The following is a 21214-nucleotide window of genomic DNA, read 5'->3' on the forward strand; positions in this document are numbered from 1 at the left end:
CCGCGATCTGGCACAACAACGCAACCAACGCACCGATCACCCGGTCACTGATCGCCTACGACCACTGACCGGACATCGGACTTACTCGTCTAGGGGCTCCGTCCGCCGAGGATCTCGTTGTGAACGTCGCCGCCGCCACACGTGACCGCGCCCCCGGTACGGCTTGACCGGAGGCGCGGTGGACGGACTAGCGGGCAGCTCTACAGGAACGAGTTGATCTCGATCGTCTCGTCGCGGCCCGGGCCCACGCCGATCGCGGAGATCGGGGCGCCGGACATCTCCTCCAGTGCCTTGACGTAGTTCTGCGCGTTCTTCGGGAGGTCGGCGAAGGACTTGGCCTTGGTGATGTCCTCGGACCAGCCGGGCAGGGTCTCGTAGACGGGCTTCGCGTGGTGGAAGTCGGTCTGGGAGTAGGGGAGTTCCTCGACGCGCTTGCCGTCGATCTCGTATGCCACGCAGACCGGGATCTGCTCCCAGCCGGTGAGGACGTCCAGCTTGGTGAGGAAGAAGTCGGTCAGGCCGTTCACGCGGGTCGCGTAGCGGGCGATCACCGCGTCGAACCAGCCGCAGCGGCGGTCCCGGCCGGTGGTGACACCCCGCTCGCCGCCGATCCGGCGCAGCGCCTCGCCGTCCTCGTCGAAGAGCTCGGTCGGGAACGGGCCGGCGCCGACGCGGGTCGTGTACGCCTTCAGGATGCCGATGACCCGGCTGATCTTCGTCGGGCCCACGCCGGAGCCGGTGCAGGCACCGCCCGCGGTCGGGTTCGAGGAGGTGACGAAGGGATACGTGCCGTGGTCGATGTCCAGGAGCGTGCCCTGCCCGCCCTCGAAGAGGACGACCTTGTCCTCCTCCAGGGCCTGGTTGAGGACCAGGACCGTGTCGGAGACGTACGGGGCGAGCTTGTCCGCGTAGCCCAGCAGTTCCTCGACCACCTGGTCCACGGCGATCGCGCGCCGGTTGTACAGCTTGGTGAGGATCTGGTTCTTGACCTCGAGGGCCGCCTCGACCTTCTGGGTCAGGATCGACTCGTCGTACAGGTCCTGGACCCGGATGCCGACGCGGTTGATCTTGTCCGCGTAGGTCGGGCCGATACCGCGCCCGGTGGTGCCGATCTTCCGCTTTCCGAGGAAGCGTTCCGTCACCTTGTCGACGGTGACGTTGTACGGCGTGATGATGTGCGCGTTTCCGCTGATGAGGAGCTTGGACGTGTCGACGCCACGCTCGTTCAGACCGCTCAGCTCGGAGAGCAGGACCGACGGGTCGACGACGACGCCGTTTCCGATGACGGGAACACAAGTAGGCGAGAGGATTCCGGAAGGGAGGAGGTGGAGCGCATACTTCTGGTCGCCGACGACGACCGTGTGGCCGGCGTTGTTGCCACCCTGGTAACGCACCACGTAGTCGACGGATCCGCCTAGCAGGTCCGTCGCCTTTCCCTTGCCTTCGTCACCCCACTGAGCACCGAGCAGCACAAGTGCGGGCACGCGCGTACACCCCTTCCGGGCGGGGCATGTCCAAGGTCAGAGGCGTACGCGTAAGGTTCGGCGCCGCGTACCACCGCGACCGTCTTTGGCCGCACAACCGTCGGACCGGATGCCCCGGAATAGACGAAGCCCCTGGCGCAATAGCGCAAGGGGCTCTTGCACAGTGATGCTACCCGAGGAAGCGAGGCACGACCGAGGTGGCGACATTCGCGAGGTCCGATCAGCTGCTGGTGATCATCGATCCGGCGGCACGGCAAACGGACGGTGAATCCGTCCGGATCGCGAAAGACGTGCTCAGCGCGGGTGCGACCACGAAGGTGTGTCTGCCGGACGGCCCCGAGGAATTCGTCCGCGCGCTGGAGCGGCGCGGCTCGCGGCGGCCGGTGGTGGTGGGTGACGACGCCGCGCTGATCCGCGCGGTGACCTTTCTGCACCGGCAGCGGGAGCTGGCCGAATGTGTGCTGTCCGTGGTCCCGGTGGGGGGCGCGCTGAGCGTCGCGCACGCACTGGGGGTGCCCACCGGTGCCGTGGCGGCGGCGCGGGCGGTTCTGGACGGGGTGGAGCGGCGCCTGGACCTGCTGGTCGACGACAGCGACGGGGTGGTGCTGGGCGTGCTGCGGATCCCGCCGGTGGCGGCGATGCCGGAGGCTGCGCAGCCCGTTCCGGGGTGGTTGCGGCCGTACCAGACCCTGGTACGGTCCCTGGCCGCCCGCCCGGCCCAGGTCGTGCCGCGCCCCGGTCCTGCTCGGCTGCGGGTCGAGGTCGACGGGGAGACGGTGGTGGACCTGGACCAGCCGGTGGAGGGGATCTCGGTGATCCCGGGCGGCCGGGACGGGCTGGCCGAGGTGGAGGTGCGTCCGCTGTCGGTGGGCGCGGAGGCGACCCCGGTACGGGCCGCCGGGCGGACGGTGACGGTGACGGGGACGGACTTCCGGTACCGGGCCGACGTGGGCGTGACGGGTCCGGTACGGCGGCGGACCTGGCGGGTGGTGGAGGGGGCGTGGGGGCTCACGGTGCCGGGCTGAGCCGGCCCACCCCGCCGGATCCAGCACCCCTCCCTAATGGTCTGGTTGACACACCCCGACGATGGCGGCGATCGTCGCCCAGCTGACGGAGAGCGCCCGCCTGGCGAGGGGCCTGACGTCGGCGGTCCTGGGCGCGGCCTTCGTGCTGCGCGCGGCGGCCGACTCCGATACGACGGACGGCTCGGGCTTCGCCGTCGGCTACGGCAAGGAGACGGGCCCGATCCTCGGCGCGTGCCTGGTGCAGCTCCCGGCGGTCTGGGTGATCGGCGGTCTGACGCTGCTGCTGTACGGCGTCGCACCTCGCCTGGCCCCGGCGGCCTGGGGAGTGGCGGTGGCGGTCCTGCTGATCGGCTGGGTGGGCCCGGCCCTGGACGCCCCCCAACTCGTCCTGGACCTCTCCCCCTTCGGCCACCTGCCCAAGCTGCCGGGCGTGGGGATGGAGTGGGGGCCGGTGACGATCCTGCTGGGGCTCGCCGTGCTGCTGGCAAGCAGCGGGCTGGCGGGGTTGCGGAGGCGGGACCTGACCAGCTGAGGGTTGCCTCTCAGTCGACGTACTGCTTGAGGTCCTCGGTGTTGAGTTCGATGCCGACGGGGTCGGGGAGGACCGCCTGGCCGCCGAGCCGGACCACGTGGATGTCCCGGTACCCGTCCTCCAGGTCTGGGTCGCTGTGCACGAGGATCGAGAGGTTGTCGCGGTCGATCAGCAAGTAGACCGGGACACCGGCCTCGGCGTAGGCGCGGGGTTTCTCGACCCGATCCCGCTTATGGGTGTCCGAGTCGTGCGAGGTGATTTCGACGACCATCAGCACTCCACGGGTTTCGGCCCAGTCTCCCTGTCCCGCGAAGTGCCCCACCGGTGCCAGTACGCCGTCGGGACGGGCCCGCCCCTTGCGGTACGCCTCCACTTTCAGCCCCTGTGTCGGGTTGAGGTCCAGCTCCGGCCGGGCCTGCATGCACTGGCGGATCAGCCACATGATGATCGAGCCGTGGTTGCCGTCCGTCACCTTCTTGACCCCGATCCGTCCATCGATGAACTCGAAGCTGACGGTGTCGTCAACACGCTCGGCGAATTCCGCGATCCGCTCGAACACGTCCACCGGCATCTGGGACGAGGTGCGCTCTGCCATAACCGTCATCGTGCCTCCCTTCGCAGGCAGGCACCAGCTTGGTGAACCGCTGAGGCGCATATGCCGGATCACCCTTCTGATCATCCGAACGGGTGGTCACCCCACCTCGACGCTCAGCCCCTCCAGCCCCCTGATAACGAAGTTCGGCTTCCGCCGCGGCTCCGCCGCCGGACTCAGCGTCGGAGCCCGTTCCAGCAGGGCCGTCATGGAGGCCGCCAGCTCGATACGGGCGAGCGGGGCGCCGATGCAGTAGTGGATGCCTGCGCTGAAGGAGATGTGGGGGTTGTCGCGACGGGTCAGATCGAGTTCCCCGGGATCGTGGAACACGTCGGGGTCGTGGTTGGCGGAGCCGAAGAGCATCGCGATCTCCGCGCCCCTCGGGATCGTCGTGCCGTCGATCTCGATCTCGTCCAGCACCCAGCGTTCGAAGAGCTGGAGCGGAGTGTCGTAGCGCATCAACTCCTCCACGGCGGTGGGGACCAGGGAGTGGTCGGCGCGGAGGGCGGCGAGCTGGGCGGGGTTGCGGAAGAGGGCGTACCAGCCGTTGACCGTGGCGTTGACGGTCGCCTCATGGCCGGCGTTGAGGAGCAGGACGGCCGTGGAGATCATCTCCTGCTCGGTGAGCCGGTCGCCCTCGTCGTGCGCGGCGATCAGCCCGGAGATCAGGTCCTCGCCCGGCTCCTTGCGCCGCTCGGCGATCAGGTCCCGCAGATAGTCGGAGAACTCCACCGAGGCCCTGACCGCCCGCGCCGCCGTCTCCTCCGACGGGTTCAGCTCGTACATGCCGCAGATGTCCGCCGACCAGGGCCGCAGCGGGGCGCGGTCCGCCTCCGGGATGCCCAGCATCTCGGCGATGACGGCGACGGGAAGCGGTTCGGCGACATCGGTGAGCAGGTCACCGCCGCCCTGGTGGACCAGCCCGTCGACGAGCTCTCCGGCGAGCTGGGCGACGTACGGCTTGAGCTGCTCGACCGTGCGCGGGGTGAACGCCTTCGACACCAGGCGGCGGATGCGGGTGTGGTCCGGCGGTTCGAGGTCGAGCATGCCCTGGTCGTTGAGCGTGTGGAACGGCTCGTGCTCCGGCGGGGGTGCGGTCCGCCCGAAGTCCTCGTGCGTGAACCTGTGCTCGTACGTCCGTCCCAGCCGCCGGTCCCGCAGCAGCGCAGAGACGTCGGCGTGCCGCGGGATCAGCCACTGGTGGGTGGGCTCGAAGTAGTGCACCCGGCCCCGGGCGCGGAGCTCGGTATAGGAGGGGTACGGGTCGGCCAGGAAGTCCGGGTCCCAGGGGTCGAAGGCAGCCATGGACGGACGTTAGACCGACGATCCCCCTCCTGACCAGGGGTGTCTCAGGGCTTACGGGTTGGGCAGGGTCCACCACTGCCAGGTGTTCGAGCCGCAGTCGCGGAGGTTGATGCCCGCGTGCTCGCGCTGGTCTCCGTTGTTCTGGATGCTCAGGCACTGGTTGCTGACATCGGTGCGCAGCCAGCCGCCGTCCTTGACCCAGCGCTGGTCGGCCAGGCCGTGGCAGTCGCCGACGAGCTGGGCGGGGGCGTTGAGCTCGCCGTTGCGGACGTCCAGACAGTGCGATTCGGCGCGGTTGACCAGCTTCTTGTCCTCCCAGTACCAGAGCTGGTTGCCGACGGGCCGGGCGCTGCAGGCCTGCACCTCCACGTTGTCGCCGTTGGCGGCCAGGCACTTGCCGTTGAGCTGCGTGGTGATCTTGAAAGCCTCCGGCGCCGGGGCGGCGGGGACGGCCGCGTGGCCGGCGGGCGCGGTCACGAGAAGGGGCAGAGCGGTCAGCGCGATCCCGGTCAGGCCGCGCCCCATGTGCTTGATCATGACTGTTGGTGTAGCCACGCCGCCTCCCCCGCCAACGGGCACCGAGCAGGGGGCCACCCGACTGGCGGAGCGGTTTCACGGGCTTGAGGCGATCGTTGCGGGGGCCACCGAGCGTGGTGCTGCTCCACGGACTACGAACAGCTCGGCGCCTGTCCGGACCGCGCGTGGGCAGTCACGGACGCCGAAGGTCTCTTCGCGGGTCCCAGCGTCTGACCTCGCCCTCTCACGAGTTCTGAGTGCCCAGCGCCCAGGTGGTCGGCACCCCCTACCCCGGCGTCACCAGTCGTGCCTCGTATGCGAACACCGCTGCCTGGGTGCGGTCGCGTAAGCCCAGTTTGACCAGGATGCGGCTTACGTGGGTTTTGATCGTGGACTCGGCCACCACCAGGCGTTCGGCCATCTCCGCGTTCGAGAGGCCCTGGGCGATGAGGATCAGGACCTCCGTCTCGCGGTCGGTGAGGTCGCCGTAGGCCGCGTGAGCCGTGGGCATCAGGCGTGGGGTGCCGGAGAGTTTGGAGAACTCCGTGATCAGGCGTTTGGTGACCGAGGGGGCGAGTAGGGCTTCGCCCGCGGCCACTACCCTTACGCCGTCCGCCAGTTGGCGGGCCGAGGCGTCCTTGAGGAGGAAGCCGGAGGCTCCTGCGCGCAGGGCCTGGTAGACGTACTCGTCCAGGTCGAAGGTCGTCAGGACCAGGACCTTCGCCATGCTGTCGGCGGCCACGATCTCCCTCGTCGCCTCGATGCCGTTCAGCTCGGGCATGCGGATGTCCATCAGGACGACGTCGGGGGCGAGTTCCCGGACGCGGTCCACCGCCTCACGGCCGTTGACCGCCTCGCCGACGACCTCGATGTCCGGCATCGCGTTCAGCAGGACCGAGAAGCCCTCGCGCACCATCATCTGGTCGTCCGCGATCAGTACACGGATGGTCATGCATCACCTTCGGTGGTGGAGGCGGCCGGCAGGAACACCGTCACCTCGTAGCCTCCCTCGGCCGTCGGGGCCGCCGTCATCTCGCCGTTCAGCATGGACACGCGTTCCCGCATGCCCGTGATGCCGTGGCCGGCGCCGGGAGAGGGCTTGAGGAGGGCGGGCTGGGGCTGGGGGCCGTTGACTATGCGCAGGCCCAGGCCGCCGAGGACATAGCCGATCTCCACCCGGGCGGGCGCGCCCGGCGCATGGCGCAGGGTGTTGCTCAGTGCCTCCTGGACGATGCGGTACGCCGACAGCTCCACGCCCTGCGGGAGTTCACGGACCGCGCCGGTCACCGCCTTGTCGACGCTCAGGCCCGCCTCGCGCACATTGGCGAGCAACGCGTCCAGGTCGGCGAGGGTGGGCTGCGGGGCGTCCGGGGCCTCGTAGTCCTCGGCGCGGACCACGCCCAGGACGCGGCGCAGTTCGGTGAGCGCCGCCACCGCGTTCTCGCGGATCGTGGCGAACGCCTTCTCCAGCTCCGGTGGCGGGTTCTCCACCCGGTACGGGGCGGCCTCCGCCTGGATGGCGACCACCGACATGTGGTGGGCCACCACGTCGTGCAGTTCGCGGGCGATCGTGGTGCGCTCTTCGAGAAGCGTGCGCCGGGAACGCTCGTGCGCCGTCTCCGACTGCTGGGCTGTCACCGTCTGTTCGGCCTCCCGGCGGATCTGCCGGACGGTGACGGTCAGCAGGGCTATCGCGGAGACGACCAGCATCGAACCGACGTCGTTGTCGTAGTGCCCCGCGCCGAGGACCGAGACGGACGCGAAACCGTAGAACGCGGTGATCGCCCACATCCAGGCCGCCGTGCGCGGACGGGTCCGCGCGGCGACGACCGTGAGCACGACCAGGTGGGAGATGAAGTTGCCCGGCGCCCAGGGCCAGCCGTCCCAGGCACTCATCAGCAGCGAGCCGGCCCAGGTCGCGGCGAGGGACAGCCAGAAGGCGGCGACCGGGCGCGCCAGCGTGAGCAGCACCGGCGCCAGGGCGAGCAGACCGGCCAGCAGGGCGCCTGCCGGCCCCTGCGGCTGGTCCGCGAAGGACGCCAGCAGCGCCACCCCGCCGGCCGCGGCCACCGCGAGATGCGGGGTCCAGACCGCGTACTCCCGCATGCGGCCGGACAGGCGGCGGATGCGCGGACCGTCGCTGCTCAGCGGGGGCAACGGCCGGTAGGCGAAGGCAGCCTGGAACAGGTCCTGCCGCAGCCTGCGCAGGGCGTCCAGCGCCGCCCGGATCTCCGGGCTGCGCGGTTTGTACGGCTCGAACGCGCTGTCCGGTGGCTGCGGTGGCATCGTGTGCGTCTGGGTCGTCTCGGTCACGTACACGACGGTATGCGGAGGGGAGGGGCACCGTCGTCACCGGTGAGACGGGTCCTTCGGTATCCCTCTCAGGTACTACGAGGGTTGCCACAGGGGTCCGCCCACACGGCTCCGGGACCGTCAGTATCCCGACGGCCGTACCAGTCCCGACTCGTACGCGAACACCGCCGCCTGGGTGCGGTCCCTGAGGCCCAGCTTCACCAGGATGCGGCCCACGTGGGTCTTCACGGTCTGCTCGGCGACGACCAGCCGCTCGGCGATCTCCGCGTTCGACAATCCCTGCGCGATCAGCGCGAGGACCTCCGTCTCGCGCTCGGTCAGGTCGCCGACGCGTGTCTTCAGCGGGGCGCGCACCCTGCCGCCGTCCAGCTGGGAGAACTGGGCGATCAGCCGCCGGGTGATGCCGGGCGCGAGCAGCGCGTCGCCGGCCGCCACCACCCGGACCGCCTCGGCGAGCTTGTCGGCGGACGCGTCCTTGAGCATGAACCCGGACGCCCCGGCACGCAACGCCTCGTACACGTACTCGTCCAGGTCGAAGGTGGTGAGCACCAGCACCTTGATGTGCGGGCGTTCGCCGACGATACGGCGGGTGGCCTCGATGCCGCCGAGCTCGGGCATGCGGATGTCCATGAGGACGACGTCCGGGGTGAGTTCGGCGACCTTGGCCACCGCGTCCAGTCCGTCCACCGCCTGGCCGACCACCTCGATGCCGGGCTGGGCGTTGAGCAGCACGGTGAAGCCCTGCCGGACCATCTGCTGGTCGTCGGCGATGACCACGCGGACGGCGCCGCCGCTGCTTCTGCTGCTACTGCTCGTCATGCGGGGCGTCCTTCGGTTCGGTCAATTCGGTGACGTCGGGGGCGGGTGCAGGGGCGTAGACGTCGCCCAGGCCCGCGGCGGGCACGCTCGCGGGGAGGCGTGCGAAGACCTGGTAGCCGCCGTCCGGCCGGGGTTCCGCCGTCAGCGCGCCGCCGAGCATCCCCGCCCGCTCCCGCATGCCGAGCAGTCCGTGCCCGGCGCCGGGCGACGCCGGGGCGGGCCGGGTCGGGCGCGAGTTCCTGATGTACACCAGGAGTCCGTAGGGGATGTACTCGATCTCGACATGGGCGGTGGCCCCCGGTGCGTGCCGCAGGACGTTGCTCAGCGCCTCCTGCACGATCCGGTACGCCGACAGCTCCACGCCCGGCGGCAGCGGGCGGCGGTCGCCGACGATCCGCGCGGTGACCCCCAGACCGGCCGCCCTGGTGTTCTCGACCAGCGCGTCCAGCCGGTCCAGGGTGGGCTGCGGGCTGTGCGGGCCGGGGCCGGCGTCGTGGGGCGCGTCCTCGTCGGGGCTCTCCGAGCGCAGCACGCCCAGGACTCTGCGCAGTTCGGTCAGCGCCTCCAGCGCGTTGTGCCGGATGCCGTCGAGGTTCTCCCTGAGCTCGTCCGGAGGGTTGTCGACGAGATACGGGGCGACCTGCGCCTGGATCGAGATGACCGACATGTGATGGGCGACCACGTCGTGCAGTTCGCGGGCGATCCGGCTGCGTTCCTCCAGCAGGGTGCGCCGGGCCCGCTCCTCGGCGGTGAGCGTGGCCTGGTGGCCGAGTTCCGCGCGTGCCTCGCGACGGCCACGCAGGGCGATGCCGAGCATCACGACGGCCGTGGACAGGGCGAGGGTGAGAAACCCGGTGGGCTGATAGCGGGCACCGCCCCACAGGCCCTCCAGGACGTAGGTGACCAGTGCGGTCAGAACCAGCGCCTCGAGAGACACCCTGGTGCGCACCCGCAGCGCGAGCAGCAGCAGTACGAGCAGTTGGGCGATGATCCCGGCCGAGGTCCAGGGCCAGGTGAACTCGTCCCCGGGGTCCCGGCTCAGCAGGCCGTGCAGCATGGCGGCGCCCACCAGCGAGGCCCCGGTCGACAGCCACCACGCCGGAATGGGCCGCCACAGCGCGAGGACCACCGCGCCGCCCTTCGCGAGCGCGATCAGGAAGGCCCACCCGAAGCCCAGATGGGCGTGGACCGGGGCCGCGTCGCCGAGCGTGATGCCGAACGCGGCGAGGCAGACCATGCCGTGCGGCAGCCACCGCAGCCATACGAACAAGGGGAGCGGATCCGCCCTGACCGTCCAAAGGTCGTCGCGCAGCGTCCGCAGCCACGGCAGGACGCGGTCCACGAACGCCTGGTGCCTCCCCGTTGACGTCACGCCGGCCAGCCTAGACATGGCGGGCCCCGGTCGGTGCCGCCCGGTCGGACGAGCGGTGCGTCCGCACGACGCGCGAGGGGGTGCGGCGGCCGCCGGTCCGCTCGTACACGTGGAACGCCGCCCAGCAGACGGCGAGCGTCAGGGCGAACGCCGGGAGCCAGATCAGGCGGGCCGCGACCCAGGTGAGGTGGTCGGGGGGTGTGTGGAGGCCGGGGAGGTGGCCGAACAGGAGACCGGTCGCGGTGGTCGCCATCAGGGCCGTCTGGTGCCACAGGAAGATCGTCATCGCGGAGAGGTTCACGAAGGCCACCGCCGCCCAGGCGAGCGGGCGGCGCATCGTACGACGCAGCCGCTCGCGCAGGAGCAGGGCCAGGCCGCACTGGGCGAGGCCGAAGGTGACGGCGGCCAGGGTCGGCGGGTTGAGGTTGGAGACGGACGCGCCGGGAACGCCGACCATCGAGGCCGGGTAGCCAGCCCACGCGACGAGCCCGGCCGTCGCCGCCGTACCGGCGGCGAACAGGACCCAGCCGGCGAGCGGGCGGTCCAGTTCGCCGCGCGTCCAGGCGGCACCCAGGGTGTACGGCACCAGCCAGCCGGCGGCCAGGTTCACCCAGCCGACGCCGGCCGGCGCGCCGAAGGCGAAACGGAGAAGGTCCACGTGGAGGACGACGGCCAGCGGCCACAACGGGTTGAGCCGGGTGACCAGCGGCGTCGCCGCCGTGAGTGCCGCGAAGACCACGAGGAACCAGAGCGGGGACAGGGCGAGTTTGGCGAGGGTGCGAACGGTGGTGAAGTCGGTCCCGGAGAGGAGGAGGGCGATGGTCGCGATGGTCCAGAGGGTCAGGACCGCGGCGACCGGTTCGAAAAGGCGGGACAGGCGGGCCGTCAGCCAGCGGTGGTACGGCGTGCCGTTGGCCTGGGCGCTGGCGTAACTGCGGCTTGCCACGTGGCCGCCGACCAGGAAGAACACGGCGAGGGTCTGGAAGAGCCAGGAGACCGGGGCCAGCCAGGGCAGGTGCTGGAGGGGGCTGCTGGTGTGCAGATCGCCGCCGTCCGCCACCAGCGCGGTGACCAGCCAGTGGCCGAGCACCACACCGAGGATGGCGAACGCACGGAGGGCGTCCACGGCACGGTCCCGGTCGGGTGGGGTGGCGCTGTCGATGCGGTGGGCGAGATGACGTATGCGGTTCTGGAGGCGGGGCGATGGTGGCTTAGGCACGGGTGACCTCCGTGGTCTCGCCGAGGACGATCCGGGCCAGGTTGACCAGGGGGACCGAGCCCGGGGTGAAGTAGTCGCTGTGACCGCCCGCGCCCGCCGCGAACACGCGGGCGCCGAAGGCCGGGGACAAGGGGTCGGTGCCGAGGCCGACGGTCGTGCCGAAGAGGCCGGCGTGCAGGTGCGGGACGTCGGCTATCCAGTCGCCGGCTCCCCGGGCCGCCCAGATGCGGGCCGACGTGTGCAGGGCCGCGGCCGAGTCGGCCCCGGTGCCGGGGCTGCCGACCAGCGCGATGTCGGTGACGCCGAGACCCGTGAGGGTGGGGGCGGCGCGGGCGCAGACGACCGTGCCGTAGGAGTGGCAGAGGAGGGAGACGGCCGCCGGCCCGGGAGCGGTGAGGGCGTGGAGTGCGCGGATGAACTCGCGCAGCTGCGGGGCCGCCTGGTCGGCTCGGCCCGGGGTGAGGACCGTGGTGCTGATCGTGGCGGGGGCCTTGTAGCCGAGCCAGGCGACGACGGCGGTGGGGGTATGTGGCCGCTCGTGGATGAGGCGTCGGTAGAGGGACTGGGCCGCGGTGTGGAAGCGGGCGTATGTGTCGAGGGTGGTGTCCGAGCCCGGGACGAGGACGGCGATGCGGGTGGCGTGCGGCAAGTCGCCCAATGCCTCGGTGGCCTGGCCGGTGCCCCGGGCGTCGAAGTGGAGGAGACGGCGGGAGGGGGAGGCGAGGGCGCGGTCGGCTACGGCGCGGGAGATGTCGCCGTGGGCGGCGGCCATGCGGGCGGCTTCGGCGGCGTTCTCGCGGTTGGCCCTGTAGGCGGCGGTGAGGGCGGCCGGGGTGAGGGGGGTGGCGGGAGTGGCCGGGGGTGGGGCGGGGATCTGGGGCCGGGTGGCCGCGGAGAGGGGCAGGACCACTGCCGCGGTGAGAAGGGCGGCGAGGGTGGTGCGGCGCAGCCTTCGGCGCAAGCCCCCGCGCCCACGAACAGCCCTCTCCCGCTCCCCCGTCATGGTCGGCCCCTCCCCGTTCAGCTCGCCCGGCCATCGGGCTTGTCTGATCGGGAAATTACGGAGCGGGCGGTGTCGTCCGCGTCCCGCCAGGGAGCGAACCTGGGAGGTAGCTCTCAGGTACTACGGGTATGTGGGGGCGACTCAGTAGGGGGAAGGGCGGGCTGTCACCAGGCCAGTTGGGCGATCTCCTCCGCCACCACCGCGCACGCGTCCGCCGCCGGGTCGATCAGCGGGAAATGGCCGACGTCCTCCAGCAGCGTCAGGCCCACGACCTCGCCCGCCTTGGCCGCCGCCTCCGCGTAGGACTCGGCGACCGCCTGCGGGACGACGATGTCCGTGCGGCCCTGGACCAGGGTGGTCGCGATGCCCGTGGGGAGCAGAAGCGCCGGGTCGGCGTAGCGCCGGCGGTCGGTGAAGTGGTCGTTTCCGCCGAGTAGTTGGAGTGCGGCGTGCCCGCAGACCTCCAGTTTCTCCGCCACCGCGAGGTCCGCGATCGGGGCCAGGGCCACCACGCCTCGCAGCGACGCCGGGCCGGACGTGCGCCACGCGGCGTCCGCCGGGAGGAGATGCCGGGCCGCCGCCCACAGCGCCAGGTGGCCGCCCGCCGAGTGGCCGGTGAGCACCGTGCGGCGCAGATCCGCCTGGGGCAGTGCCGCGCGGGCCAGCGCGGGCACGGCGTCCAGCGCCGCAGCGATGTCATCGAAGGTGTCCGGCCAGCGGCCGGCCACCGGGGCCGAGCCGCCCTGCGCGGGGAGCGTCGCACCGCGCCGGTACTCGACGCTGGCCACCGCGAAGCCGCGCCGGGCCAGAAAGTCGGCGAAGGGAGTGAGGTGGCCGCGGTCGTACGGGGCCCGCCACGCACCTCCGTGCAGGACCACGACCAGCGGGGCCAGGGTCTCGCCGCCGCGCGGGACATAGAAGTCGATCACCTGGTCGGGGTGGTCGCCGTAGACCGCCGTGGAGTCGGGCGCTACATGCGGGTGCGAGAGGGCCGACTCCTCCTCGGCGGTGGCCCGTTCTACTGCGGCGTCGTCCGGCATGCTCCAACCTCTCAGCGACGATGGGGGGGTACCTCCCAGGCTTTCGGCACTGGGGGAGATATTGGCGGACCAGGTGGGGAATTCGCCGTTGGCCGGGACGGTATCAGGCCGGTGACGTGCGGGGACACGTGGATGTCACGCACGGTGAGGATTAAACGGATCTGTACCGTCCCGGCCTTTCCCACCCCGGTCACTATGTCGCCATGTCGCTCAGCACAGCCCTCGTCATCTCGCTAGACGACGGCCGTTCCCGCCACCTCGCCGAGCACCCGGGCCGCCCGCTCCACGTCCGCGAATCCGACGTACAGCGGGGTGAAGCCGAAGCGGAGGACGTCGGGATGCCGGAAGTCCCCGACCACGCCCCGCTCGATCAGCCGTTTCATCACGTCCCCGGCGTCCGGGCAGCGCAGCGCGATCTGGCTGCCGCGCTCCTCGTGCGCCACCGGGGTCACGCAGTCGACGCGGCCCGCCGGCAGGTACGCCTCGACGCACTCCAGGAAGAAGTCCGTCAGGGCGAGGGACTTGGCGCGTACGGCCGCCACCGGCACCCCGTCCCAGACCTCCAGCGCCGCCTCCAGGGCCAGCATGGAGAGGATGTCCGGGGTGCCGACGCGGCCGCGCACCGCGCCCGGGGCCGGGGCGTAGGCCGGGCTCATGCCGAAGGGCTCGGCGTGCGAGTTCCAGCCGGGCAGGGGGGAGTCGAAGCGGTCCTGGAGGTCGCGGCGGACGTACAGGTACGCGGGTGAACCCGGGCCCCCGTTCAGGTACTTGTAGGTGCAGCCGACCGCCAGGTCGACCCCGTGCTCGTCGAGGCCGACCGGCAGCGCGCCCGCGCTGTGGCACAGGTCCCAGACGGCCACGGCGCCGGCCGCGTGGATCGCGGCGGTGAGGGACGGCAGGTCGTGCAGCCGGCCCGTGCGGTAGTCGACATGGTTGAGCAGCACGGCGGCCGTACGGTCGCTGAGAGCGGCGGGCACGTCCGCCGGGGCCACCGGCCGCAGCGTACGGCCCGTGAGCCGGGCCGCCGACTCGGCGATGTAGCCGTCGGTGGGGAAGGTCGTCGCGTCGACGAGGATCTCCGTACGCCCCTCCCCCGCGAGCCGTACCGCGCCCACAAGTGCCTTGAAGACGTTGACGCTTGTGGAGTCGCCGACCACGATCTGCCCGGCGGCCGCGCCGACCAGCGGGGCGATCCGGTCGCCGATCCGCTCCGGCGCCGTCCACCAGCCGCTCTCGTCCCAGGACCGGATGCGCAGTTCGCCCCACTGCCGCCGGACGACGTCCTCGATCCGGCCGGGGACGTTCGCGGGCAGCGCGCCCAGCGAATTGCCGTCCAGGTAGACGCCCGCCGCGCCGGCCGCGTGCTCGGACACCGTGTCGAGGACGAAACGGGAGCGCACCCCGGCGAGCTCGTCCTCCGCATCCAGTTTCCCGGCGCGCAGGGCCAGTTCAGACATGGGACCTCGCCGTCCACAGCTCCGGGAACACGTTCTTGCCGGCGCGCTTCTCCAGCCAGGCGACCCCGGCCGAGCCGCCGGTGCCGGACTTGGCGCCCATCGCGCGGCGGGTGGCGACCAGGTGGTCGTTGCGCCAGCGCCAGACCAGTTCGGCGACGTCGGTCAACGCCTCGCCGAGCCGGGCGAGTTCGGCGTCCCCGTCGCCCGAGTAGACGGTGGTCCAGGCGGCCTCGACGGCGTCCGAGGCCTCGTACCGCCGGGACACGTCACGCCGTAGCACCGCGTCCGGAATCGGATGTCCGCGACGCGCGAGGAGCCGTACCACCTCGTCGTACAGGCTCGGCTCGTGCAGGGCCTTCTCCAGTTCCGCGTGGACGCGGGGCGCGCCGCGGTGCGGGACGAGCATGGACGCGGACTTGTCGCCGAGCAGGAACTCCATCCGCCGGTACATCGCCGACTGGAACCCGGAGCCCTCGCCCAGGGCGGAGCGGTAGGAGTTGAACTGGGCGGGGGTGAGCTGGCCGAGCGGTTTCCAGGAGGCGTTCAGCGCCTCCAGCTCACGGATGGAACGTTTGAGCGCGGCGACCGCGGTGCGGACGTCGTCGCCGCGCAGGGCGGTCGCCGCGGTCTCCCACTCGTGGACGATGACGGTGAACCACAGCTCCATGACCTGGGTCGTGACCAGGAAGACCATCTCTCCGGGATCGTCGGAGAGGGTGTGCTGGAGGTGGGTGAGCACGTCCGCCTTGACGTAGTCCTCGTACGGTGTCGTGCCGGCGAAGTCGAGATGCGGGGTCTCGGGCTCGGCGGCCTCGTCAGGGAGGTGAGCCGGTTCGGACATCGCTGTCTCCTGCTGTGTTCCGGGTAGCGGTCCGCCCCTGCCGATGCCGACACGGGGGCCCCGGTCCCCACCGGCATCTTCCGCAACGTACCCCGGCCACGGCAAGGCCCGCCTGCTGCCAGACGGACCACACCGGTCCCCGCCGGGGCCGGATCACCCGGCCGGCCGAGCGCTCCGCGGCGGACTCCAGGTCGGGGCCGGGGTCCGCGGGCGGGCGGTGTTCCCTCCGGGATCCCCCGCCCCGAGTGGCAGACTGGCGCCATGACGACGCACAAGAACCTGCTCGGCGGCCCGGAGCCGACCTATCTGCCGGAGAACGAAGAGGCGTACCGCCTGCTGGGCGAGGAGTCCCTGGCTCCGGTCGAGGTGGCGGCGAAGTACCCGACGTTCTCGCTGGCCTGGGCACTGCTCGCCGACGACGCGTTCGAGCGCGGCGCGGTCGTCGAGTCGTACGCCTATGCGCGCACCGGCTACCACCGTGGGCTGGACGCCCTGCGCCGCGCCGGGTGGAAGGGACACGGCCCCATCCCCTGGGACCACCGGGCCAACCGCGGCTTCCTGCGCTGCCTCGCCGGGCTCGCCCGCGCCGCCGGTGAGATCGACGAGAAGGACGAGAAGGAGCGGTGCTGGCAGTTCCTGCAGGACAGCAGCCCGGAGGCGTACGCGGAGCTGAAGGGATAGCACAGCCGTAGGGGGGAGGGGAGGGGCTCTACCGACCTACCGGCCCTCCGCCTCCAGCGGCGGCGAGGTCACGTTCCCGTGGGTACGGCACTCCGGGCGGACACAGCCCGGGGCCGGCCTGCGGACCAGCGCGAACGCCAGGGCCGACCCCGCCACCAGCACCCCCGCGCAGATCGGCATCGCCCGGTCGAACGCCGCGTTGAACGCCGCTGGCGACCGGTAGGCCTCCGGGCCCATCCCCGCGAGCAGCGGCAGTGCCGCCACCGCGATCAGGCTCGCCGCGCGGGCCGCCGCGTTGTTGATGCCGCTGGCGATACCCGCCCGGGCGGTGTCCACGGAGGCGAGGACCGAGGCGGTGAGCGGGGCCACCAGGGTGACCATGCCGGTGCCCATGACCAGGACCGCCGGGAGGACGTCCGTCAGGTAGTCCGCGTGCTCGCCCACCCGCAGCATCAGCAGCAACCCCGTGGCGCAGAGCAGCGGGCCGACCGTGAGCGGGAGCCGGGGGCCGATACGGTCCGCGAGCGCGCCCGAGCGGGCCGAGAAGAGAAGCATCAGCACGGTGGTGGGGAGCAGGGCCGTGCCGGCGGCCAGCGCGGAGTAGCCCGCCACCACCTGGAGTTGGAGCGCGGTGAGGAAGAAGTAGCCGCCGAAGGCCCCGTACACGCACAGCGTGACCACGTTCAGCGCCGTGAACTGGCGGGAGGCGAAGATGTCCAGCGGGAGCATCGGGTCCCGGCGGCGCTTCTCGACGTACACGAAGGCCACAGCGGCCGCGACGCCCGCGACGGCGAGCAGCGACGTGGTCCCGGCCTCGATCAGCGCGTAGGTCACGAACCCGAGCGCCAGGGCCGCCAGCACCGCGCCGAGGATGTCGAAACGGCCGTGGGCCCGGCCGTCGGCGGACTCCGGGACATGGCGCAGGGCGACGGGGACGCAGAGCAGGGCCAGCGGGACGTTCAGCAGGAACACCCAGCGCCAGCCGGGGCCGTCCACCAGCCAGCCGCCCAGGAACGGGCCGATGGCCGCGCCGATGCCGCCGAAGCCGGACCAGAGGCCGACCGCCTTCGCCCGGTCGTCGGGATGGAAGGAGGCCTGGATGAGGGCGAGGGAGCCCGGTGTGAGGAGGGCTCCGCCGATGCCCTGGAGGGCGCGGGCGGCGATCAGGACGATGTCGTTGGGAGCCAGGCCGCACAGCAGCGAGGCGGCCGCGAACCAGACGACCCCGATCACGAAGATCTTCCGGCGGCCGTACTGGTCGCCGAGCGAGCCGCCGAGCAGGATCAGCCCGGCCAGCGTCAGCATGTACGCGTTGACCGTCCACTGCAGTGCCGAGAGGCTGGTGTCCAGGTCACGGCCGATGCGGGGCAGGGCGACGTTGACGACCGTCGAGTCCAGCAGGGCCATGCTGGAACCGAGGATCGTGGTGAGCAGGATCCACTTGCCCTGGGATGAGGCCAACCGGACGTCGGGCATGGGTCAAGGTATACAGCGGACCCGGCGCCGTAGACAGCCGTCAACAGATGCCGGGCCCATACCGTAATACGACTTACTTGATCTTGTTGCCCGCCGAGCGCAGGTTCTGCGCGGCCTCGACGACACGCGCGGCCATGGACGCCTCGGCCGCCTTGCCCCAGGTGCGCGGGTCGTAGGCCTTCTTGGAGCCGACCTCGCCGTCGACCTTCAGGACGCCGTCGTAGTTCTTGAACATGTGGTCGGCGACCGGCCGGGTGAAGGCGTACTGGGTGTCGGTGTCGAGGTTCATCTTCACCACGCCGTTCTCCAGCGCGGTGGCGATCTCCTCCTCGGTGGAGCCGGAGCCGCCGTGGAAGACGAAGTCGAACGGCTTCGAGCCGGCCGGCAGACCGAACTTGGCGGCCACGCCGTCGGCCAGCTCCTTGAGCAGCTCGGGGCGGAGCACGACGTTGCCCGGCTTGTACACGCCGTGCACGTTGCCGAAGGAGGCGGCCAGCAGGTAGCGGCCCTTCTCGCCCAGGCCCAGGGCCTCGGCGGTGCGGATCGCGTCCTCGACGGTGGTGTAGAGGGAGTCGTTGATCTCGTGGGACACGCCGTCCTCCTCGCCGCCGGTCGGGGTGATCTCGACCTCGAGGATGATGTTGGCCGCGCGGGCCTGCTCCAGCAACTCCTGCGCGATCGCCAGGTTGTCGGCGAGGGTCTCGGCGGAGCCGTCCCACATGTGCGACTGGAACAGCGGGGGCAGACCGGCTTCGACGCGCTTCTTGGAGATCGCGAGCAGCGGACGTACGTACCCGTCGAGCTTGTCCTTCGGGCAGTGGTCGGTGTGCAGCGCGACGTTGACCGGGTACTTCTCGGCGATGACGTGCGCGAACTCTGCGAGCGCGACCGCGCCGGTCACCATGTCCTTCCTGTACTGACCGCCGAGGAACTCGGCACCACCGGTAGAGATCTGGACGATGCCGTCGCTCTCCGCCTCCGCGAAGCCGCGCAGCGCCGCATTCAGGGTCTGGCTCGAGGTGACGTTGATGGCCGGGTAGGCGAACTTGCCTGCCTTCGCCCGGTCGAGCATCTCGTTGTAGACCTCGGGGGTTGCGATGGGCATCTGTCCGCTCCTTGAGTGTGCGGGTCGGCGTACTGCTGTTTCTCTACGGCCCTGACCTAGACCTTGAGGCACGACATCATCGTCGTCCCCATCTTTCCAGACATGGACCGATGCTCCGGGCTCCGGTCGGATCCGGGTCGATCCCACTCGTCAACCGGGGTGTCAGTCCAGCCCCAGTTCATCCTTCGAGAAGGCGAACACATACGGCACGCCCGCACCTTCGCGGATCTTCTGGTCGGCGCCGGTGGCCCGGTCGACGATGGTCGCGACGGCGACGACCTCGGCGCCGGCCTCCCGCACGGCCTCCACGGCGGCGAGCGGGGAGCCGCCGGTGGTGGAGGTGTCCTCCACCACGAGCACGCGCCGGCCCTTGATCTCCGGGCCCTCCACGCGGCGCTGCAGCCCGTGCGCCTTCGCCGCCTTGCGGACGACGAAGGCGTCGAGCCGACGGCCCCGCGCGGCGGCCGCGTGCAGCATCGCGCCGGCGACCGGGTCGGCGCCCATGGTGAGGCCGCCGACGGCGTCGTACTCCAGGTCGGCGGTCAGGTCGAGCAGTACCTGCCCGACCAGCGGTGCGGCCTCACCGTCGAGGGTGATGCGGCGGAGGTCGACGTAGTAGTCCGCCTCCAGCCCTGACGACAGGGTCACCTTGCCGTGCACCACGGCCTTGTCCTTGATCTGTTGCAGCAGCTCAGCGCGTACGTCCGTCATGCCGACCAGCTTAGGGCCGCGTCCAGGTCCAGGTGGTCGTGGCTTCCAGCGGCTCCAGTGGCGTGACGAGCCTCGGGAGCGTGTTGAGGCCGTTCGGCGGGCCGGTCTGCGGCTCCACGCACACGGCCGCCTCCTGCTCGTCGTAGACCACGACCCACTGCTCGCGGCTGGCGACCCTCAGCTCCAGCTGTCCCGGCCAGGTGAGGGTGACGTCGACCCCGTCCGGCATGCCGAAGCAGTCGTCCCAGGGACCTGGCTTGGGGTCGGCACGGTTGCCGGTGGGCAGGTGGTCCGCGCCACGCTCCTCCTGCCAGGCCGCCGTGAAGTCGAGGCGGACGTCCTGGCCGCCGAGGTTCCGGTTGAACCACGGATGCCAGCCGATCTGCGCAGGGAAGGAGTCGTCGTACGTCTCCACGGCCATCGTCAGCGTCAACGAGTCCTCGGCGAGCCGCACGGCGTGCGTGACGCGGGCGGCGTACGGCCAGGGGTCGACGAGCTCGTACGTGATCACGGCCTCGTCCGCCGAGCGGCGCGCGGTGCGCCAGGCGCCGTCGCGGGCGGTGCCGTGGATGGCGTGCGGCGGGGAGTTGAGGGGCATCTGGACGACGTTGGCGCCGTCGCGGAAGCGGCCGTCCCGGATGCGGCCGCACCAGGGCACCATCGGGAAGCAGCCGAAGCGGTCGCCCTGGCGGAGGAGTTCGAGGGAGCCGACTTCGAGTCCGGCGATACGTCCGCCGTTGCCGGGGTGCAGGTGAAGGGTCGCGTCGCCCGCGGTCAGCGTGATGTCTTCGGTACTCACGGGATGACACTACTCACTCAGCCGCGGGCGGTCGTGCGGCTGGGGCGGCACGGGTGGGCGCTGGGGGACTCCCTTGGGGGAGGCACCTGCCGGCGCCGGTGAGCGACACTCCCGGCCGGCGGACGTCAGCGGCGTCTGCGCAGCGCCCTCGTCACCACGATCGCCGACGCCAGTGCCAGCGCCGCCGCCGGCGCCGCCCACCGCAGCGCCGAACTCGCCGCCACCGTCTGCGGTACCGGCACCGGCGCGTAGCGGCCGCGGGGCGGTGCGTGGTCGACCTCCTCCGCGCTGCGGCCGATCATCGTGCGCCGGGCGTGGGCCGCCTCGGCGAAGATCTCGGGCAGGGGCTCCTCGACCGGTTCCGACGCCAGAGACGGCGGCGGGACCTCCGCCTCGAAGATCGGCACCGTTTGGTCCGGAGGCTCGGGCCGCTCCTCCCCCAGGCCCTCCACGAAACGGTTCAGCAGCCTCGTCGCCGCCGACTCCACGGCCTCCGCCGGCAGCTCCGCGACCCGCCCGTCGGCGGAGGCCGTGCCGGTCACCGTGACCTCGCAGCCCTCGTCCGTGTCCGCGAGGCGGAGCGTGAGCGCCAGCTTCACCGTGCCGGTGCCGCGGGCCTCGGTCGCGTCGCTGTCGACCGCGTACGAACCGTCGTCACGGGCGCTGACGCGCAGGGAGCCCCGATAGGTGATCGAGTGGCTGCCGATACGGACCTTGACCCGGCCGGTGCCGAGGGCCGCGCCCGCGTCCTGCTGGAGGCCGGGGACCGCCCGGGCGACCCGCGCGGGGTCGGCCAGCGCCCCCCTGAGCCGCGAGGCCGGGGCCGGGACGTACACCTGGTGCTCCATGCCGACTGAGCCTACCCAGGAGTCAAGCCGGCATACCCCTCTCGACGCACGGCACGTTGCCGAGGTGTGGGCCCCT

At 71.5% G+C, this 21214-nt stretch carries 20 protein-coding genes and 1 pseudogene; 3 read left to right on the plus strand and 18 right to left on the minus strand.

The features are described from left to right. Positions 1–200: 200 nt before the first annotated feature. Positions 201–1484 (minus strand): adenylosuccinate synthase, encoded by a 1284-nt coding sequence (locus tag ABZ396_RS04655; protein WP_358920233.1) that lies wholly within the window; start codon positions 1482–1484, stop codon positions 201–203. Positions 1485–1681: 197 nt separating this feature from the next. Here ABZ396_RS04655 and ABZ396_RS04660 point away from each other — a divergent pair, with 197 nt between their 5' ends. Next, complete coding sequence (locus ABZ396_RS04660) at positions 1682–2509, plus strand: diacylglycerol kinase (RefSeq protein WP_358920235.1); 828 nt, start codon at positions 1682–1684, stop codon at positions 2507–2509. Positions 2510–2687: 178 nt separating this feature from the next. Further along, a pseudogene (locus ABZ396_RS04665) lies at positions 2688–3041 on the plus strand (ABC transporter permease); the annotation flags it as partial. A gap of 10 nt (positions 3042–3051) precedes the next feature. Here the strand turns inward: ABZ396_RS04665 and ABZ396_RS04670 are convergent. The 12 genes from ABZ396_RS04670 to ABZ396_RS04725 all read right to left on the minus strand — a co-directional run bounded on the left by ABZ396_RS04670 (position 3052) and on the right by ABZ396_RS04725 (position 15518). Next, positions 3052–3645, minus strand: coding sequence for a Uma2 family endonuclease (locus ABZ396_RS04670; protein WP_358920237.1), 594 nt, complete (start codon positions 3643–3645; stop codon positions 3052–3054). Positions 3646–3732: 87 nt separating this feature from the next. Next, the gene (locus ABZ396_RS04675) at positions 3733–4938 is read right to left on the minus strand and encodes a cytochrome P450 (RefSeq protein ID WP_358920238.1); all 1206 of its coding nucleotides are present in this window, start codon (positions 4936–4938) and stop codon (positions 3733–3735) included. A 51-nt stretch (positions 4939–4989) separates the two neighbouring features. Next, positions 4990–5475, minus strand: a complete 486-nt coding sequence (locus ABZ396_RS04680; RefSeq protein ID WP_359183857.1) for an RICIN domain-containing protein — start codon at positions 5473–5475, stop codon at positions 4990–4992. A gap of 265 nt (positions 5476–5740) precedes the next feature. Then, a complete protein-coding gene (locus ABZ396_RS04685) occupies positions 5741–6406 on the minus strand; it encodes a response regulator transcription factor (protein WP_358920242.1) in 666 nt (221 codons plus the stop codon). Continuing rightward, positions 6403–7740, minus strand: coding sequence for a histidine kinase (locus ABZ396_RS04690; protein WP_358920412.1), 1338 nt, complete (start codon positions 7738–7740; stop codon positions 6403–6405). The genes ABZ396_RS04685 and ABZ396_RS04690 overlap by 4 nt, the downstream gene beginning before the upstream one ends. A gap of 147 nt (positions 7741–7887) precedes the next feature. Beyond that, positions 7888–8586 (minus strand): response regulator transcription factor, encoded by a 699-nt coding sequence (locus ABZ396_RS04695; RefSeq protein WP_358920244.1) that lies wholly within the window; start codon positions 8584–8586, stop codon positions 7888–7890. Next, a complete protein-coding gene (locus ABZ396_RS04700; protein ID WP_358920246.1) occupies positions 8573–9976 on the minus strand; it encodes a sensor histidine kinase in 1404 nt (467 codons plus the stop codon). The genes ABZ396_RS04695 and ABZ396_RS04700 overlap by 14 nt, the downstream gene beginning before the upstream one ends. After that, positions 9969–11177, minus strand: coding sequence for an acyltransferase (locus ABZ396_RS04705; protein ID WP_358920248.1), 1209 nt, complete (start codon positions 11175–11177; stop codon positions 9969–9971). Before ABZ396_RS04705 ends, ABZ396_RS04700 begins: the two co-directional genes overlap by 8 nt. Then, positions 11170–12138: an alpha/beta hydrolase gene (locus ABZ396_RS04710; protein ID WP_358920250.1), complete on the minus strand. Its 969-nt coding sequence runs from the start codon at positions 12136–12138 to the stop codon at positions 11170–11172. The genes ABZ396_RS04705 and ABZ396_RS04710 overlap by 8 nt, the downstream gene beginning before the upstream one ends. Before the next feature lie 206 nt (positions 12139–12344). Continuing rightward, a complete protein-coding gene (locus ABZ396_RS04715) occupies positions 12345–13220 on the minus strand; it encodes an alpha/beta hydrolase (RefSeq protein ID WP_358920252.1) in 876 nt (291 codons plus the stop codon). A gap of 233 nt (positions 13221–13453) precedes the next feature. Then, entirely contained in the window at positions 13454–14677 is a 1224-nt protein-coding gene (kynU, locus tag ABZ396_RS04720; RefSeq protein WP_358920254.1) for a kynureninase, read from the minus strand. Next, a complete protein-coding gene (locus ABZ396_RS04725; protein ID WP_358920256.1) occupies positions 14670–15518 on the minus strand; it encodes a tryptophan 2,3-dioxygenase family protein in 849 nt (282 codons plus the stop codon). Before ABZ396_RS04725 ends, kynU begins: the two co-directional genes overlap by 8 nt. 261 nt (positions 15519–15779) lie before the next feature. On the opposite strand from ABZ396_RS04725, the gene ABZ396_RS04730 reads away from it, so the two are divergent. Next, positions 15780–16199 (plus strand): DUF3151 domain-containing protein, encoded by a 420-nt coding sequence (locus ABZ396_RS04730; RefSeq protein WP_358920258.1) that lies wholly within the window; start codon positions 15780–15782, stop codon positions 16197–16199. A gap of 36 nt (positions 16200–16235) precedes the next feature. On the opposite strand, the gene ABZ396_RS04735 is transcribed toward ABZ396_RS04730, so the two are convergent. The 5 genes from ABZ396_RS04735 to ABZ396_RS04755 form a co-directional block, all read right to left on the minus strand. Further along, positions 16236–17675: an MFS transporter gene (locus ABZ396_RS04735; protein ID WP_358920260.1), complete on the minus strand. Its 1440-nt coding sequence runs from the start codon at positions 17673–17675 to the stop codon at positions 16236–16238. A gap of 73 nt (positions 17676–17748) precedes the next feature. Continuing rightward, positions 17749–18780: a class II fructose-bisphosphate aldolase gene (gene fbaA / locus ABZ396_RS04740; protein WP_358920261.1), complete on the minus strand. Its 1032-nt coding sequence runs from the start codon at positions 18778–18780 to the stop codon at positions 17749–17751. Positions 18781–18942: 162 nt separating this feature from the next. Next, entirely contained in the window at positions 18943–19491 is a 549-nt protein-coding gene (gene pyrE / locus ABZ396_RS04745; RefSeq protein ID WP_358920263.1) for an orotate phosphoribosyltransferase, read from the minus strand. 10 nt (positions 19492–19501) lie between these two features. Beyond that, on the minus strand, positions 19502–20290 hold the full coding sequence (locus tag ABZ396_RS04750) for an aldose 1-epimerase (RefSeq protein WP_358920265.1): 789 nt from the start codon (positions 20288–20290) through the stop codon (positions 19502–19504). Positions 20291–20415: 125 nt separating this feature from the next. After that, complete coding sequence (locus ABZ396_RS04755; RefSeq protein WP_358920267.1) at positions 20416–21138, minus strand: SRPBCC domain-containing protein; 723 nt, start codon at positions 21136–21138, stop codon at positions 20416–20418. Positions 21139–21214: the final 76 nt, after the last annotated feature.

This window comes from Streptomyces sp. NPDC005866, assembly GCF_040629895.1.
In the GTDB taxonomy this organism is placed as follows: domain Bacteria; phylum Actinomycetota; class Actinomycetes; order Streptomycetales; family Streptomycetaceae; genus Streptomyces.